This is a genomic window from Cryobacterium roopkundense, from assembly GCF_014200405.1.
GTDB lineage: Bacteria > Actinomycetota > Actinomycetes > Actinomycetales > Microbacteriaceae > Cryobacterium > Cryobacterium roopkundense.
The window spans coordinates 1,737,304-1,753,354 of the sequence record NZ_JACHBQ010000001.1 but is presented as its reverse complement, the minus strand read 5'-3'; the positions used below and the strand labels follow the sequence as shown (position 1 = coordinate 1,753,354).

18 protein-coding genes are annotated in these 16,051 nt (G+C 61.0%); 10 read left to right on the top strand and 8 right to left on the bottom strand.

Annotated elements, in window-relative coordinates; all coding sequences use genetic code 11:
- Window positions 1-18: 18 nt before the first annotated feature.
- Window positions 19-582 carry a dihydrofolate reductase family protein gene (locus BJ997_RS08210; protein WP_035836499.1) on the bottom strand — a complete coding sequence of 188 codons (564 nt, stop codon included), beginning with the start codon at window positions 580-582 and terminating at the stop codon, window positions 19-21.
- A 277-nt stretch (window positions 583-859) separates the two neighbouring features.
- On the opposite strand from BJ997_RS08210, the gene BJ997_RS08205 reads away from it, so the two are divergent.
- From BJ997_RS08205 to BJ997_RS08195, 3 genes are all read left to right on the top strand, one after another.
- On the top strand, window positions 860-1,510 hold the full coding sequence (locus BJ997_RS08205; protein WP_035836498.1) for a hypothetical protein: 651 nt from the start codon (window positions 860-862) through the stop codon (window positions 1,508-1,510).
- A gap of 131 nt (window positions 1,511-1,641) precedes the next feature.
- Window positions 1,642-2,301, top strand: coding sequence for a hypothetical protein (locus BJ997_RS08200; RefSeq protein ID WP_152602164.1), 660 nt, complete (start codon window positions 1,642-1,644; stop codon window positions 2,299-2,301).
- Between the two features lie 242 nt (window positions 2,302-2,543).
- A complete protein-coding gene (locus BJ997_RS08195; protein ID WP_052542203.1) occupies window positions 2,544-2,894 on the top strand; it encodes a VOC family protein in 351 nt (116 codons plus the stop codon).
- A 118-nt stretch (window positions 2,895-3,012) separates the two neighbouring features.
- Here the strand turns inward: BJ997_RS08195 and BJ997_RS08190 are convergent, their stop codons facing one another.
- Window positions 3,013-3,201, bottom strand: a complete 189-nt coding sequence (locus tag BJ997_RS08190) for a hypothetical protein (protein WP_035836497.1) — start codon at window positions 3,199-3,201, stop codon at window positions 3,013-3,015.
- Between the two features lie 272 nt (window positions 3,202-3,473).
- Here BJ997_RS08190 and BJ997_RS08185 point away from each other — a divergent pair, with 272 nt between their 5' ends.
- Entirely contained in the window at window positions 3,474-3,866 is a 393-nt protein-coding gene (locus BJ997_RS08185; protein WP_035836524.1) for a VOC family protein, read from the top strand.
- A 192-nt stretch (window positions 3,867-4,058) separates the two neighbouring features.
- On the opposite strand, the gene BJ997_RS08180 is transcribed toward BJ997_RS08185, so the two are convergent.
- Window positions 4,059-4,472, bottom strand: a complete 414-nt coding sequence (locus BJ997_RS08180) for a hypothetical protein (protein WP_035836496.1) — start codon at window positions 4,470-4,472, stop codon at window positions 4,059-4,061.
- Window positions 4,473-4,556: 84 nt separating this feature from the next.
- On the opposite strand from BJ997_RS08180, the gene BJ997_RS08175 reads away from it, so the two are divergent.
- Window positions 4,557-4,952: a hypothetical protein gene (locus BJ997_RS08175; RefSeq protein WP_183323353.1), complete on the top strand. Its 396-nt coding sequence runs from the start codon at window positions 4,557-4,559 to the stop codon at window positions 4,950-4,952.
- Window positions 4,953-5,029: 77 nt separating this feature from the next.
- Here the strand turns inward: BJ997_RS08175 and BJ997_RS08170 are convergent, their stop codons facing one another.
- Entirely contained in the window at window positions 5,030-5,257 is a 228-nt protein-coding gene (locus BJ997_RS08170; RefSeq protein WP_035836495.1) for a sigma factor-like helix-turn-helix DNA-binding protein, read from the bottom strand.
- Between the two features lie 289 nt (window positions 5,258-5,546).
- On the opposite strand from BJ997_RS08170, the gene BJ997_RS08165 reads away from it, so the two are divergent.
- Together BJ997_RS08165 and BJ997_RS08160 are read left to right on the top strand one after the other, a co-directional pair.
- Window positions 5,547-5,861: an ATP-binding protein gene (locus BJ997_RS08165; RefSeq protein ID WP_084141191.1), complete on the top strand. Its 315-nt coding sequence runs from the start codon at window positions 5,547-5,549 to the stop codon at window positions 5,859-5,861.
- 456 nt (window positions 5,862-6,317) lie between these two features.
- Window positions 6,318-7,745 (top strand): amidase, encoded by a 1,428-nt coding sequence (locus BJ997_RS08160; protein ID WP_035836494.1) that lies wholly within the window; start codon window positions 6,318-6,320, stop codon window positions 7,743-7,745.
- Window positions 7,746-7,761: 16 nt separating this feature from the next.
- Here the strand turns inward: BJ997_RS08160 and BJ997_RS08155 are convergent, their stop codons facing one another.
- Window positions 7,762-8,721 (bottom strand): Lrp/AsnC family transcriptional regulator, encoded by a 960-nt coding sequence (locus BJ997_RS08155; RefSeq protein WP_183323351.1) that lies wholly within the window; start codon window positions 8,719-8,721, stop codon window positions 7,762-7,764.
- Window positions 8,722-9,033: 312 nt separating this feature from the next.
- Here BJ997_RS08155 and BJ997_RS08150 point away from each other — a divergent pair, with 312 nt between their 5' ends.
- Both BJ997_RS08150 and BJ997_RS08145 read left to right on the top strand, forming a co-directional pair.
- Window positions 9,034-10,200, top strand: coding sequence for a M14 family zinc carboxypeptidase (locus BJ997_RS08150; RefSeq protein WP_035840664.1), 1,167 nt, complete (start codon window positions 9,034-9,036; stop codon window positions 10,198-10,200).
- Window positions 10,201-10,372: 172 nt separating this feature from the next.
- Entirely contained in the window at window positions 10,373-11,404 is a 1,032-nt protein-coding gene (locus BJ997_RS08145; RefSeq protein ID WP_035840658.1) for a M14 family zinc carboxypeptidase, read from the top strand.
- A 637-nt stretch (window positions 11,405-12,041) separates the two neighbouring features.
- Here the strand turns inward: BJ997_RS08145 and BJ997_RS08140 are convergent.
- Window positions 12,042-12,353: a hypothetical protein gene (locus BJ997_RS08140; protein ID WP_035840660.1), complete on the bottom strand. Its 312-nt coding sequence runs from the start codon at window positions 12,351-12,353 to the stop codon at window positions 12,042-12,044.
- A gap of 20 nt (window positions 12,354-12,373) precedes the next feature.
- On the opposite strand from BJ997_RS08140, the gene BJ997_RS08135 reads away from it, so the two are divergent.
- Window positions 12,374-12,694, top strand: coding sequence for a hypothetical protein (locus BJ997_RS08135; RefSeq protein WP_183323350.1), 321 nt, complete (start codon window positions 12,374-12,376; stop codon window positions 12,692-12,694).
- 783 nt (window positions 12,695-13,477) lie between these two features.
- Here the strand turns inward: BJ997_RS08135 and BJ997_RS08130 are convergent.
- Both BJ997_RS08130 and BJ997_RS08125 read right to left on the bottom strand, forming a co-directional pair.
- Window positions 13,478-14,893, bottom strand: a complete 1,416-nt coding sequence (locus BJ997_RS08130) for an IS1182 family transposase (protein ID WP_420827196.1) — start codon at window positions 14,891-14,893, stop codon at window positions 13,478-13,480.
- 306 nt (window positions 14,894-15,199) lie between these two features.
- Complete coding sequence (locus tag BJ997_RS08125; protein WP_035837904.1) at window positions 15,200-15,517, bottom strand: hypothetical protein; 318 nt, start codon at window positions 15,515-15,517, stop codon at window positions 15,200-15,202.
- Window positions 15,518-16,051: the final 534 nt, after the last annotated feature.

Below are 16,051 nucleotides of genomic sequence, written 5' to 3'. Positions count from 1 at the left end.
GACACGGCCGGAAATCAGCTAGCGAACCACTCGATGCCGCAGGTAAACGACACCTGATGTGAAGGTGCGACTTTCGACGAGTTCGAGGACGACGCGTCGCTCACCCCGGGGCAGGAACGGAATGCCGCCGCCGACCAGCACCGGGTACACCATGACTTGGTACTCGTCGATCAGCCCCAGGGCAGCGGCCTCGGCGGCCAGAGTCGCACCACCAATCGCGATGTCACCCTCGTCAGGCTCGGCTCGCAACCGCTCGATCTCCTCCGCAATACCGCCGGAGGCCAGTCGAGCGTTGCCCTGCACCGCAGACAGGGTCGTGGAGAACACCACTTTCGGAAGCGGGTTCCAGAGGGCGGTCCACTCGACCTCTGCATCATCGAGAGACTGATTCTGCACGGCGGTCTCCCAGTACAGCATCGTCTCGTACAGCCGCCGTCCCAACAGATGCACGCCCACAGTGCGGATGTCGTCGATCCAGAAGCGAAAAACATCCTCCTCGGGCGCACCCCAGTCGAAACTGCCGTCCGGGCCGACAATGTAGCCGTCCAGGGACATGCTCATGGAATAGATCACCTTGCGCATCCGACACCCTCCTCCGTAACGCCTTAGACAATACGCCGCACGCCGAGGAAGGCAAGGCTCTTCGATCGACGCCGCCGAGTTGAGAGCACGCACTTTCACGCTCACGCAGGCGCACCTTCTGGATCTGGGTGGCGTCGCCAGGCAGCCCCACCCCCCCTCCGAATGTCAGATTCCCAGCAGGGGGCACTGGCGCTGCTTTTGTAGGTCCTACCAACCGCACAATAGGGTGGGCGGATGAACCGTGGTGGAGTGGGCAGGGCCTCATGAGTAGGACGCCTTGAGTCGGAGGGGTCGCGCGATACTGAGTCTGAGTATCGGCTTCGTTGTTTCCGTTCTTCCGGGGAGCGGTTTCCTGCTGTCCCTAGTGCGTGACGACCTGCACTTCCAATGCAGTTTCCTCAAGATGGGCAGCGACGATCCCGGCTCGTTCTATTGCGCGGATGGTATTAGTTACATCGGCGTCGGGGTGGCCACGTACGGTGTGTACGGCATGGTTCTGCTGATCGCTCTCACTGTCACCACCGCCGGCCCGAAACGCGCGGGACTGCAATCGCGGCTCCTGGCCGGCATCTCGATCCTGCCCATTGCCATGTTCAGCTGGTCCACCTGGTACGCGACAAGCGCCCGTCCTATTGATCAGGCACCGGATGTCAATTACTGGGCACAGCCCCTTCTCGCCGTGACGGCAGTCCTTTCCGCTGCCGTGGTCGTCATCCTGGCAGCAGGGCTTCCGTCTCGGCCTCGGTTCCGCAGGATCGGATTCCGAGTGTCACTGGCACTGTTAGTCGCAGCGGCGCTCATCCAGCCGGGTAGCCTCTCGGCCGTCGCTGTCGCCTTTGGGACATTGGCAGCAGCAGCGACTCTGGATCGGCGGGCGCCAAACGAGGTCGAACGCCCCACGATTACGTCCGCGAGTGAGAACCTGTGAGAAATTGTTGCCGCATCCGACGGCAACGTCCTGGCCGGGTACACCTAGCCGCAGGTGAGGTTTCCTAACCTACCTGTCCCCTATCCGACCCTGACTGGGGCTTGTGAAGGCCCTGAGTACACTAGTCGAGTATGGCTAACATCGGAGTTTTCGCCCGCACCACAAGTAACGCGCCAAGAGCGTGGTTCCTGGGCGGGACGTTGTTCCTTGCATCGATCGTGATCGCGGTCTCACAACCCGCGATCGCAGTGGTCCCTGGCGGAGGCACCCTCAGCACAGTCCTGTTTTCCGCTGCCCTGCTCATCTTCGCCTTCGGCATTCGCGGGGCCGGCAGCATCACCGCCCGCCGCCCCCTTGGAACATCGGCACTGACAGTGCTGGCCCTGTGGTTGTTGCTGGATCTAGGGCTGGCCGGCGTAGTGACCTCGTCAATTTCGCTCGACACGGCGCCGGCGGCCGTCATGGCATTCGCCTATTCCAACGTGTTCGTCCAGTTCCTGCTGGCACTCGTCGCCGTCATGCAAATAGGCCGCCTCGGCGTCGTGCCGTCCCCGTGGAATTGGGTACCCGCCTGGACGCTGGCCGCAGTATCCGCTTCTTGGTTGTTGACACAGGTCCTCGGCGCACTCGGGACGACACAGGGCGCGATCGTTTTCAGCAACGCCCTGTTGAGCCTGGAGAGTCTCACCCGAGCTGGTGGCACCGTGCTGCTAGCAGTCCTGGCCATCGTTCTTGCTGACCGCAGGAACCGTCCACAGCCGACCGCAGATACGAGCATCTCCGAGAAATAGGGCGGTACCGGCAGCCGAACTTCTTGCGGGACGCGCAGCGTGAAATCGATCGGACTCGTTGTGTGGCTACGGAGCTCGTGCGTGCGTTTCCGACGGCGAGGGGGGAATACACCGATGGACGCGATTGCGACCCAGACGAGGAAGCTAATCGATCCGCACTCGGCCTGGCATGACTTTCTCGGTGAGGATTGCGCCGGCAGCGTGTCGCCAAAGCGAGGTGGCCGGATTGCTAGGTTAGTTTCATGAAGGCAGAGGCTGTTACCGTCGGCGTTCCCGTTCGTGATCTCGACCTCGCGATCGCTTGGTATCAATCGGCATTTGAGCTGGGTGAACCTGACCAGATTCCTATGGACGGACTCGCGGAATTTGATCTCGGCGCGTTATGGCTGCAGCTGGCGTTGTCCCCAGAGCTCGCTGGCAGTTATGGCCTCTCCCTGAATATCGGTGTGAAGGATGCTTCGGCAGAGCAACAGAAGTTTGCGGAACGTGGCCTGACAGTCACCGCCCTGCAACGCTTCGAAGGGGCCGTTGAGTTCTTCGAGGTCACCGATCGGGACGGCAACAAGATAGGTTTCGTTACCGAGCTGAGCTGACCAATCGACGCCCGCAGGCGGGACCTGCTGCGGGAAGGGCCATACGGAGACTGGAAAACACCCTCGGCCTGGTGGATCGCCTCGACAGAGCACACGGGCGATGACCGGATCATTCCCGTCACACCCCGGAGTGGGATCCGGCAGCTTGGGCCGCACGAAAGCCGTACTCCTCGTCGAATATGATCGTCGGGAAGAGCGCCGACGGCGGCTTCACGATGTGGGTCGACGGACTCCCTTCCACTACCTGGAACCACCGATCGTCCTTCCCGGCGAGCACGATCTGGTCTTGCACACCCGCCAGGGACATGCGGCCAGACTTCGGCCGATTTCCGAGAGGATTGTGCTGGCCAGTCCAAAAGTGTCGATGGCACTCTTGGCAGTGACGAACCGCTGATGACACCGGATCGGCAGTACGCCAGGCATCCGATGCGCAGGGTGCGTCAGGACTCTGGCGATCACCCCCACCACATGCTTGTTGAGGCATGGCCGCTGATTTCCTCAACTGCTGCGAGACAAACGATCATAGGGTTGATGAACGCACGAACGATCGTGCTTATGAGAATCCAGGAGGAACCATCGATGGCCACTTTCCCACCCCTCGCCCATGTGGCGCTCACGGTACGAGACCTCGAGGTGAGCATCCCGTGGTACACGGAGTTGTTCGAGGACCAGCCAGTGCTCGATGAGGACACCGGACCCTTCCGCCACGTCGTCTGGATGGTGAGCGGCACCCTCGTCGGTCTGCACCAGTTCCCCGACTCGGACGTTACGACACCGTTCAGTGAGCGCCGTGCGGGCTTGGATCACGTCGCATTCGGCGTCGCGGACCGGTCTGAGTTGGAGCTGTGGGAGAAGCGCCTGGACCAACTCGGCGTCAGCCACGACACCATCAAGGACGCCGGATACGGGTCAGGCCTGTCCTTCCGCGATCCCGACGGGCTGCCGCTCGAGTTCTTCGCTCCGCCGGCCTGAGAAGGAGCGACACCGCCTTGGTTGAGCGTCTGCGGCTAGGACCGGACGCTCAACCAAGGGGGCGCACGAGTGAAACCAGAAACTATGTCGCTGGACGGTCGATCAGCCGAACCTGACAACGCTATCGGCCGCGCAGCATCCTGGCACAGCGTCCCGATGACCCCCCACGGGCGGCAACTCCTGAGACTCTGTTCACAGTTGAGGGGTCTTGGTTGCAGCAGGAGGAACCCGGTCATTCATGGTGTGCAGGCTTTCAAAGCTGCCGTCGAGTTGCGGATCACTCGGTCCGTTCAACCGACTCCGAAGATGCACCTGCGCCGGCTTGAACCCAGGAGGCAAAGCTCGTGTGTTGTTGGGGCTCATGAAGACTTTCCGCAGCAGGTCCCTCTCGTCCGAGGTCGACTTGCCGAAGTCCTTCAGGGTGAAGCGGAGCGAGGCCCCCGAGGAGATCTCGTCCGCGGCACTAATGAATTTCTCGGTCTTGTTGATTCCGGCTGCGATGTCGCCGCCGATGGGGATAAGGGCGGTAACGCTGGACGCGGTGGAGATGAAGTAAAGGTTCACAACACCGGAGAGGGCATCACGAATGTCACCGTGAAAGACCACTCCGCTGGAGATGTTCCCGGCGAGGTCGGCGAGGCTTTGTCCCGCTCAGACGTGAGATGCTGAACGTCTGCGTGAGGGGGACAAATGTCGAAGAGAGCAGTTCGCGTTCGAAGTCTCGCGATTCCGGCCGGAGTCCTCGGGGTCGTTTTGCTGGTCATGTCCTATGGGTTAGCGACGGTTGGTGACTTTCGCCTCGCGTACGACCGTTGCACATACGCCGCGCTGCCGTCTGGCGCGCTTCGGGCGGAAGGGAGCTTGGTCGATTCATTCGCGTCGGCCGTTCCGATCGGATATGGCTGCACCTGGACGGCGGCAGAAGGGGGCACGGTCTCGGCGACAATCACCAACTGGCCACTCACCACGGGGGCAGGTCTTGGACTGCTCCTCGTCGTTGTTGCCGGGTTCGCGTTGTCGCGCGCGGCCCTGGCGGCGGTACCGGCTACGACACGCATCACGCCCGGAACACATCGTCCAAGCTGACCGCTTGCGTGCGCAGCTGGAGACCGCACGCCTGAATTTCGCCGCGCTCCGGACGCGTGCACGTCTGAGTTGCATGGTTACGGGAACGAGAGCCTGCAGCACTCATTGCTGTCGTACGTGAGTCGGGTTCTGAAGTTGCGACGGGCTCGGGAGTAGCGGGCGCGTGCTGCGTCTGGGCGGATGCCAAGAGCGGATCCGGCTTCGGCGATGCTGATGCCTTCCCAGGCGAGGCGGGTGACGAGTTCTTGATCTCGAGCGGACAGTGGCGCGAGTGCGTCGATGGCCTCGCTGACGAGTTCGCTCACCCTGGAGAACGGACTGACGCCGGATGGGTCAATGCGCCAGCCAGCCAGCCAGCCATGCGAACGACCCTAACCACGTGCATTGACCTAAGCCACTCCCAGGCGTCGTCCGAGCAAGCCCGTGGCCGTGCATTCCCATCATGGCGAGCTTTCCCTCTACTTCTCTGTCGTTGCAGCCTAGTCGTCTCGGAGCGTTGCCAGTAGAGCTGCCGGCGTTTCCGGATCGTCGAGACTGATGGCGAATTGCTTCTCGTTGCGCGTCGTCACAATCAGCCCTGACCCCTTCCTCAAAATGACAGCGGAAACTCCCGGTGAAACCGGGAAGTTCCTGCGCAAGTATGTGGCCTTCACGCTGCTGGTCATTGCCGAGTGGCTGCTGGACCGGCCAACGGAATCGATGCGCGGCATGCTGCAGGAACTGATGGAGCGCCGCTACGGCGACACCTCGACGGTCTTTTGCACCCAGTATCAGCAGAAGGACTGGCACCAACGCCTCGGCTCCGGAGTTCACGCCGACGCCATCATGGACCGGATCCTCTACAACACGGTTCGGGTCGAGACTGGCACATACAACATGAGGGAGCACACCGCGCTGGCCTCCGCGTAATCGATGACGGAGAGCGTCAGCGGTGCCCATCCACACCACCGCTGTCGCTCTCTCGCACGATCGGTGGTTCTTACCCGCACGATTGGGTGGTGCTCAAAGCTTCACATACTCATGAAACGCGATCCGAGTCCGTCTGCTGGCTGCAGGGCACCGCCACGACGTCGCTCTCGTGGTTTCAGAGCCGCGAGCCACACGCATTCCATGGGCCGGGTTCAAAGAGGCCAGCGGAACGATATGTCAGGGCGCCCGCCGACGGGCACGGCCTCGACTAGATAGAGCGGCGGGGGTTTCAACTTTGACCACGGCCTACCTCATCATGACGAATTCGGCCAAACTCGTGGCCATAAACATCTAATCGGCAGTTTTCAAGGACCTGCGCTCACTATTACGCCTGCCAACCACCAGACTTCTACCCACCCGGGATATCCGATCTACCGCCCAAGGAGGGGATGAGCCGTGAGCGAGCAGATTACCGAGCTGTCAGCATCCGCTCTTGCTCTGGCCCTTCGCCGACGCGATATCTCGGCCAACGAAACCCTCGACGCGCACCTCGCCCAGGTCGATCGGGTTAACCCGCGTATCAACGCTATCGTCACCCAGGACCGTGACACGGCCCGCCACCTCGCGGTGGCCGCCGACGCCCGCACCCTGAGCGGCGACGATCTGCCTCCACTGCACGGCGTTCTGATGACGCATAAGGACACTCATTCCACCGCCGGCCTGCGCACGACCTTCGGGTCACAAGTGTTCGCGAACCACGTGCCCGACCACGACGATCTAATCATCGAGCGGTTCAAGGCCGCCGGCGTCGTCACCACCAGTAAATCCAACGTGCCGGAGTTCGCCGCCGGGTCGCACACCTTCAACGAGGTCTTCGGAACCACCACCAACCCATATGACCCCTCGCGTAGCGCGGGCGGCAGCAGCGGAGTGGCCGCTAATGCTCTGGCCGCACGCATCCAGAGCATTAGCGACGGCAGCGACATGGGCGGCTCGCTACGCATTCCCGCCTCTTTTTGCAACGTGGTGGGATTTCGACCGTCGCTTGGTGTGATCCCCTTGCAGCCGAACCGTAACGCCTGGAGCTGGCTCGCCCGCAGCGGTCCGCTCGCCCGGGAAGTGACCGATATTGCCCTAGTCATGTCGGTGCTTGCCGGACCAGCCGCCGCCACACCGTATTCCAACCCGGTGCCGGCACATCGGTTTCTTGAACTCTTGGAGCGCGACCTCACTGGAGTCGTGATCGGCTGGTCCGACGATTTTGGCCTGGGTCTGCCGGTGCAGAAAGAGGTGCTTCGTGTCTTGCAGCAGCAGCTGCGGGTGTTCGAAGACCTCGGCGCGACGGTGGAACAGGCGGCCCCCGACCTGCGTGACGCCGACGAGGTGTTCAGCACAGTGCGCGCGTTCGACTTTGCCTTGGCCTATGGCGATCTCGTGGCCCAGCACGGCGACAAGATCAAACCCGAGGTGCGCTGGAATGTGGAGCGCGGCCTCACCCTGAAAGGCGCCGACGTCGTTTCAGCGTCGTTGGCCCGCACCCGGTTAGCTCAGGCGACCCGCACCTTCTTCTCCCGATACGATGTCTTCGCGAGTCCGGCCGCCCAGTTACTTCCCTTCGATGCCACCCTGCGGTCCCCGACCGAAATCGATGGCGTGCAGTTCGACAAGTACCTCGAGTGGATGTGTTCTGCCTACGTCATTTCCGCGACTGGGCTCCCCGCCCTCTGCGTGCCCGCAGGCTTCAGCGAGTCCGGTCTGCCGGTCGGGCTACAGCTGGTCATGGACCACGGGCAGGATGTCGAGCTGCTGCGGGTGGGCTACAGCTTCGAAGAGGCCATCCGGTATGCGTGGCAGGCACCCGAGCTGCACGACACGGGGGGCTGAAATGCGTCGCCGACCTTCACATCCGGGCGGGCTGCAGCATTCGTCCGCCTCGCTTGAATGCCTCGAGCAACAGACTGACATCGATCGACTTGGCGTAGGCGACCCAGGGCGCCGACGTCACGCAAGCGTAGAGGGCGGCCTGGTCTTTGGCTGTAACATTCGCGACGATCTGATAATCGCCCGCGACCGCGGCCGCGTACCTCACCAGCGGCGAGGCCGCGAGTTCGCGGCCGACCGCCTCGACGTTCTTCGGATCGCTGCGGATCCAGAGAAACGCCTCGACGGGAAGGCCGACGCTCGCCGGCTCGACGACCGCCCGTATATAGACATGGTTGTTCTGCAGCAGCCATTCCACGCGGCGGCGGGCAGTAGCGTTGGACACCCCGGTCAGGCGGGCCAGCCTTTCGCAGGACACCCGCCCGTCCTGACAGAGCGCCTCCACGATCTCGTTGTCCACCCTGCTCAGCCGCTGTGGCTCCTGCAGACTCCAGGAGTCTGTCGTCACACCGGCCCGCAGAGCATCCGCTTCGACCTCTGTCAGAAGGTCGGGCTGCCAGCCGCGGATGGTGCGGAAGTACCGCATCACGGGGTAGCTGACGGCGCGCACCAAGCCGACAGTTCCCGGTATCTCCTCCGTAAGCAGCGTCGACATCCGCTCGGCCTCGGTCAGCACTTCAACGACGCAGTCCACGCCGCCGGTCATGGTGTACGAGAAGGTCGAATCCCGACGTTGTGCCAGTGCGTTCGCTGTCGAGCGGGTGGTGCCCGGTGCGGTTTGCACGCGGATAATAACCGAAGTGGATTGTGGTCGGAGCCCAGCCACCTGCACCAGCCGCGCTTCGAGCAGTTCGCTGCCCCGACGCGCGATAGTGCGTTCCGGTTCGCCGAGTACCTCGGAAATCCGGCTCCAGGAGCTGCGCCCGTCGAACTGCAGCGCGGCCGCGATCCGCCGTTCCAGGGGATCCAGTAGCCGCATAACTCACCCTTGCCCGTACGCCGTTCCTTGAACACACAAGGATTCCCTTAGCGCCGAACCTATCATCACGCACTGCCCCACCCGCATTCCAGCACTGGAGCATTATGATAACGTCCCTGCCCGGTGACCCCGACTCAATCGACGTCCTTGCCATCGCCAACCTGCCGATCTTGTGGATCGTCGCCGTCGGTGCCCGTGCGGTCTAGAGGCCCCCTGCCAGATTTCGCCACGTCGTCTTGACGGGCTGGGCTTCCGGAGAGAAACCCCCTTGCAACACCCCACCAGACAATGCAGTCAACGGAGGTATTTAGTATGAGAAAACATCTTCAATCCACCAGACTTTGGGCAATAGGCGCCGCATCAATTCTTGCGCTGCCTCTCTTGGGAACGGCACCCGCCTACGCGAATGCCAACTTCCCGTCACCCGAAGGCGAAACCAACACCGCCAGTATCCTCACCTACGAGGACACGATCAAGAAGCTCCTCAGCCTGGAAAAGACCAGCCGGCATCAGGTAGATGTCTTCACTCTCGAAGAAGCCGGAATATATGTCAATAAGAGCGAGCAGGGTCGAGACCTCTACGTGGCGACCGTGGGGCAAGGTGCCGAGGACGTTTGGGTTCAGGGCCGCATTCACGGAAACGAGCCCTATGGTGCTGAATCCATCCTCAGCCTTATAAAGGACCTGGGCACAAATGGTTCCGCCGAGTATCAAAATATTCGCGATGCTTTCACCATCCATTTCATACCCATGTACAACCCGGATGGAAGTGAGATGAACATCCGCCAGACCGTCCTCTGGGACCAAGCCGCCGGCGAGCCGCTGCTCGCTGCCGACGGCACCGAGCAGCGCGTAGACCTGAACCGCGACTGGGTGTCGGATAAGTTTCAAGCTCAAGAGTCGCTTGCGTTCTACGAATATTGGACGGCGGTAAAGCCTTCATACGGCATCGACATTCACCATCAAGGCCTGAAAAAGGAATACGCGACCGGCGACGACGTCACCCTATCCTTGGGCATCTCCCTGGCACCGGGCGGCCCAACCCTGCCATCCATCAAGGACGGCGCCTACGATGTGCTCACCCGCCAGATGCACGGCTACGTGTACGAGAAACTGAGCGGTTACGGGTACATAAATATGGACCGGTACCAGGTTGGCAACGGACTGGAAATCGATATTAAGGGCGGCGTGGTGTCCGCAATGATGCTGGGCTTGAACTACAAGGATATGAACCCAACCGGACACTCCAATCCAGTGGTCTTCTTCGAGACCTCCGGAAACACCAGCGACGGCTCACTGGGTCAGAAAGCCCGCGGAAAGAGCATTCAGCAGAACTCGCTTGCAATGAAAACACTCCTGCTCGGTCTAGCAACAAAAGAGGTTCAGGACGTGGATCCAGACGTATGGAAAGACATTCCTCACACGCCTGTGACTGGTTACAGCACCGATTACGCCGGCACCATCCCAGTCGGTCCTTAATTTCAGAATCACACCACCGTTTCAGAAGAGACGATGCCGCGCAAATTTACCTGCATCGCCTGGTGCCTGGGGCGCCTTCCCCTCGGCTCCGCGCTCGACTGCCCGCGGCTCAAACTGTGATGTCCGAGGCACAGAAAAATCCATTGAAGTATTTTCGAGAGGAATTGCGTATATGAAGAAATCATTTGCAGCCGCGACGGGAGCCTTGCTACTTGCCTCGGTCTCCTTGACCGCTACGACCGCACACGCGGTGGGCGAAGGCCCTGGATATGGTGGCAATGAGACCATCAATACTTCCATCCTGCGCACATATGACGAGGTGGCGAACTACTTAAAGGTTCAGGACGCCAAGCAACCCCAAATTGAGCTCGAAGTCATTGGCCAGTCGGTCAAGGGCCGTGACCTTTTTCTTGCGAAGTACGTCCAGAACGAAGACAACCCCACCATCCTGTTCCTGACTCAGCAGCACGGCAATGAGCAATTGACGACGGAGGGGGCTTTGGAGTTCATCAAGCACTTGGGGAGTGGGAAGACCAAGAATGTTCTGGATAGCGTGAACGTTCTTATAGTACCGATGCTCAATGCGGACGGTGCTATGGGTGATGTCGACTTCTCCCTAGACGACTATATTGCTAGCGGCGACCGCCACCTGACCCGATTCAACGCGAATGGGGTCGATCTCAACCGTGACCACGTGACCAAAATTGAGCCAGAGACGAGGGCCCTCCATGAGAACGTCCTGAGCAAGTACAACGTCGATTACATGATCGATCTGCACCACCAGGGTGCCAACAGCGAGCGCGATGGGAAGTTGGTTTCCGGCTCCATCCTGTACCCGACAACGCCAAATGTGGATCCGGCTGTGCTGGAAGGCTCCAAAAAGCTCGGCGCAATAGTATTTGATGCCGTCGACTCAACCGGCTGGGGCCACCTCGGCAAGTACAGCGGCGGCTCGGCCGAAACTATCAGTCGCAACGGCATCGCCGTCGAGTATGGCATCTCAACACTGCTCTTTGAGATGCGAGGCATGTCAGACCACTACAACGAAGGAGCGGTACTTGGGCAGAAGAGTAACGGCTACCTGATTAAGCAGACGATCACGACGTTGGATGCCACGGTCGCGGCTATCTCGGACGGCTCCATTGCAGATGCCGATACCTCCTTCTGGGACACTCTGGCAACACAGACTGCACGGCCCGACTAGATTCGCAGGAATCGCGTGAAGACGGGTCGACCTCACCCTGCCCGATCGGGATGAGACGGGCGTGGACACGGGGTGGGAATGGGAGCCCCTCGCCGCCTTCTCAGGCTCGTTCGGAGGGGAGTGCAGATAAGGGCGATGGCCTCTCAGGGCTGACGTGACCTGGCAGGAGGTCAGATCACGTCAGCCCTGACTGGTGTGTGGGATCAACACTTTGTAGGCCGGGTCGGGGTTGACAGGCTGTCAAAGACACCATCGAGTTGTGGTTGGGCGAGGACCAGCGCCGGCCGCTCAAGCGACGCCACATGAACTGGCCCTGATACCCTGCCGCTTTCTTTCCGGTGACAGGGCGTGCCGATTCCCCAGATTAACTACCTGAACAGCGGTCGGTTATTATGACCTTCGACCGCTGTCTGTGGTCCACGCGAAGAGGGTGAGATATTCCGCGCCGGGACGCGGGCAGCATTCCGAGCGTCGTCGGCCGTGAGCATATTGGTGGGCATCCGCTCAGTGGCGTCCTGGAACGCGAGCTGCACGATAAGCACGTTGATGGACACACGCGGCATTCCCCGATTCGCCCTCGCTCTGTTCTCCACTTCGGAGTCAGAGTGATACCGCTTGCCATTGCGGTTTGCATTGGTCACGACTGCGTTGACAACGTTCTCGAGTTGCAGCCGTCGCTCGTCCCGTCGCATATGGCTCTGGTGCTCCGGACGCCCGCCGCGACGTCACGGCTAGTCAGCAGGTCTAGGCGACGCATCAGCTCAGTGACGATCTTGACGGCTCGGGCGTTGACGATGTCCTCTACCGGAACAGTCGGGAGTCCCAGCCGCGCTCTGGTTGCCACGTAGGCCTCGGCAAACTCACGCATGCGAGTGCCGTGCTTGGGCATGTGCTCGGCCACGGATTCCGTGAAGATCGTGAACGAACTATGACTCGATGAGATCCGCATGGCAGGAACTCGGGAGCGAAGTGAGCACCCTTCGATCCACGGTGAAGAGCTCCGAAAAGCGTGAGTCAGACTTGGCGGGAGCGGAAGCCGCGCAATCCACGCGGGCAAGGGGACTTGACGAGCGCGAGGCGGCCGTCAAGGGTGCCGAAGACGTCGTCGTTGCCAGTGCGTTCGCCGGCGACGGCACCTTCATGGTGGGGACGGACGTTCAGCCCGGCCAGTATCGTTCCGAGGGAGGCGAGAGCTGCTACTGGTCCAGGATGAACGCCGCAGGTGACGACACCATCGACAACTACATCGGTTCAGGCGCGATATGTTCCATCTACGGCGACAAGCGGTGACTGATTTCTACTTAGGCGGCGCGAGCTTCTACAGCACTGCGGCAGGGCCGGGGCGCTTGATCAACACCCCATCGTTTCTAGGTCCTGCTCGATCTTGCTCAGCCGGCGGCGCAGACGAGCGATTTCAGTCTGCTCCTTAGTTAACGGCCAATCCTCTAGCCGGGTCTCTTTCCCGTGACGACAACGGCGGCGCGCAGTTTTGCCACTTCGTGATCGGCGAGGAGTACAACCCTTCGGTGCGCAGATACGCACTGCCCCCGTTGTTCTTGATGGCGGTGTCGTACGCGGCGAGGTACGCAAGCTTCTGCGCTGGGCTGAACGACCTTCTCGAGGTCGGGCCACCAGCGACGGCTCCGGGATTACTAATATGACTATCGTCGCGCACTGCGCTCAAGTACGGACTGGCCATAGTCATGATTCGTGATTCTCGCTCTACGTCAAACGGCGGACTTTCTCTGAGCCACTGGCCTCTCCCAACCCTGACACGTAGGGCCCCGGCACCGCGGCGCATTCGTGACCTAGTCCGATCCGGGTCGCGGAGTCTCGGGCAGCCTCCGCCCGCCTCGGCTGCTCTCTAGGAGCGTGAGTCAGTAACGCCTATTTACGGTTGGTGCCGCGAAATACGGGTCCAAGCCTCGGGATGGGTTGGGCGGTGCTGGCCTGGCAATCAAGGCCTGTGGCGCAGGGATTGTGGTTGTGCCGATTGAAAAGAGGGCCACGGTCGCGTTGGTGGTTCAGGCGAGGTTGTTGCCGCGGCCCGTCAGGGCGGTTCCGCCCTGCTCTTTAGGTTGCCGGGCTAGCTATCAGCGCGGCCGGCGTGGCCAGAAGCGCCTTGGTTTGCATGGTGTGCAGCTTCATCAGGTTGTGGCAGGCCGCGATCAGATACCACTCGTGCGCTGCTTGCTCCAACCCGCGCAGCAACACAAACTTGCCCTGCCGAGTGTGGATCTGACCGAACACGGGCTCCACGATCGCTTTGCGCCGCGCATAAACCGCGCGGCCCTTCTTCGTCTTGAGCTTCCGCGCCATGCGTTCCCGCAGCGTCGCATTGGCCGGGATCCGGCCCCGAGGAACTTCAGGAACACGCTCGCCGTGCTTGACCCGGCCGGTCGCGATGAAAAACTCGGTCCGGCCGTCGCTGCCATCTTCAACAGTCTTCGCGTAGTCCAGATTTGTTGCGGAACAATACCCGGCATCCGCCAGGACCTGCCGGGGCAGGACGCCGGTCGTGGCGTGGAGTTTCTCGACCAGCGGCACGACCTGTTCAACATCCACGCCAATATTCGTCAGCGTCGTCGCGACGATGATCTGATGGTCGGCATCAACGATGGCCTGTGCGTTGTAGGCGTAGTGGAACGACCCGTCGGCGGTCTTCATGATCCGTGAATCCGGGTCGGTGAAGTTGCGTTGAGCCTTCGGCCTCACGACCGCGTTCTTCGCCGCATCATCACCCTTCTGCGCAGCAATGTCGTCATCGTCGCCCTTGTCCCGGGCCTTCTTCTCGGCCTCTTTCCGCGCCCGGACGGCCGCGTCGGCCTCCAAGGCCGCGCGCGCTTCGGCCAGTTTCACCAGGCGTGACTCCCGCCGCGCGAGCTCCGGCGGCAACTCATCACCGCGTTTGTCCTTTCCGAAACGAGCATCCTCCGCGTCATCGATCGCGTCCGCGTCAGCCAGCAGTGCAGACACCTCGTCGGCGAGGACCTTCTGCTTCTCCGTCAACCGGGCGTAACTCATCGCCTTGCGCCGGGACGCATTCGCGCGCACCTTCGTGCCGTCCAACGCGACCTGCCCGAGTGAGACCATTCCGGCCGCGCGGCAGAGTTCCAATGCCTGCAAGAACACGTTTCCCAGACTGGAGAGATGACGCTTGCGGAACCGGGCGATGGAACGAAAATCAGGTGCCTGCTGCGCCGCCAACCAGCGAAACGCGACCACGTCCACGCACACCCGCTCCAACTCGCGTGACGAACGAACCCCGACGCAATACCCGTAAAGGAGCACCCGGACCATCAACCGAGGGTCATACGGCGGCTGCCCCTTCGACTTCGCGTAAGAGGCATAGAACTTCTTCAGATCCAGCTGAGTTTCGACGATGTCCGCGATGAAACGGGAAAGGTGATTCTGCGGCAACCACTCACCCAAATCCGGCGGCACCAACATCACAGCATTCGGCTCGAAAGCCCGAAACCGCTTGTTCACGCCACCGCCAGCCTCAACGCCGTCATCCACGACCACGTCAACGTGCTCAAGTTCCGTCGCGGGGAACAGGCCATCAGAATCGCTCATAAGCAATTTTCCCAGACCACCACCCCAAGCCCGGGAAATCGACCGGCGTTTTAAAGTTTGGTACTACTGACCCACGCTCCTAGAGGACAAACGTGATTAGAAATGGGCAGATCAAGTTTGTATTCGCCCGGGTCATTTCGTTCTTCAACGGCCTCGCACGTCAACTGATGTATTCTGACATGCAGTCTGGAGCGCGGCGTAAGCTCAACGCACTGCCGGCTACTTTTTCCGTGCCGGCTGTTGGCTGCGCTTTGAGGTGACAGACCACGTTGTTGACAGCACGATGGATTGTGTGGAGCCGGACTGATTGTTCAGAGCTGCCGCGTGGCTCCAGATGAAGATCCAGGCCTTGGTCATGCTCTTCTCGGCTGCCGTCTGGTTCGCCGAGTGGTATAAGCAGATCGCATATGTCTCGGTTGCGAAGGCGTCATAAAGGTTGCCGAAGGCGACCCTGTCACCGGCCGCCACGCGTTCGAGGACGAGGTGCTGGCCGGAGCCGCCCTTGGCTGAATGCGGCTCGGTCTCTGCGGCGGTCACGAGGTCGTTCCGGATGATCGAACGTTGAGTGTAGTCATGGGCCTCCCTGAACGTGGTGGCTGAATCCAGTGACAGCGTCTGGGTGGAACAGAAGAAAATCTAGGTCACCAACGCAGGCGTGTCAAGATGATTAACGACGGTGGTTCGGTCACCATCCCTTCCGGAGCTCGGCCATTGACCAGTGGGACTCACAAGCGGCGGTCTCGACAATTTCTACGCCCTAAACAGATGGATCAGCCTGACCTGCAGGGCGACCAGACTGATCCAAAAGCAGTTCAGCCCATGATCCGTAAGACGATGAAGCTGATCTGAACAAGAAGAATATACGACGCCCTCACGGCAGAATCAAGCAGTTGATGAGGACTTCTCATGTTTTGCAGTGCCCCCGTGGGCATCCGGATCGTCGATCAATTCCAGACAGACGAGGCGAGAGAAATGATCACGAGTCAACTCCAACGCCCTTGGACGTCCACCCCCAACGGTTCGTCGGCCAGAGGATTCCCGTCACCCCTGTTCGTAGGGACGTCAGCGGTT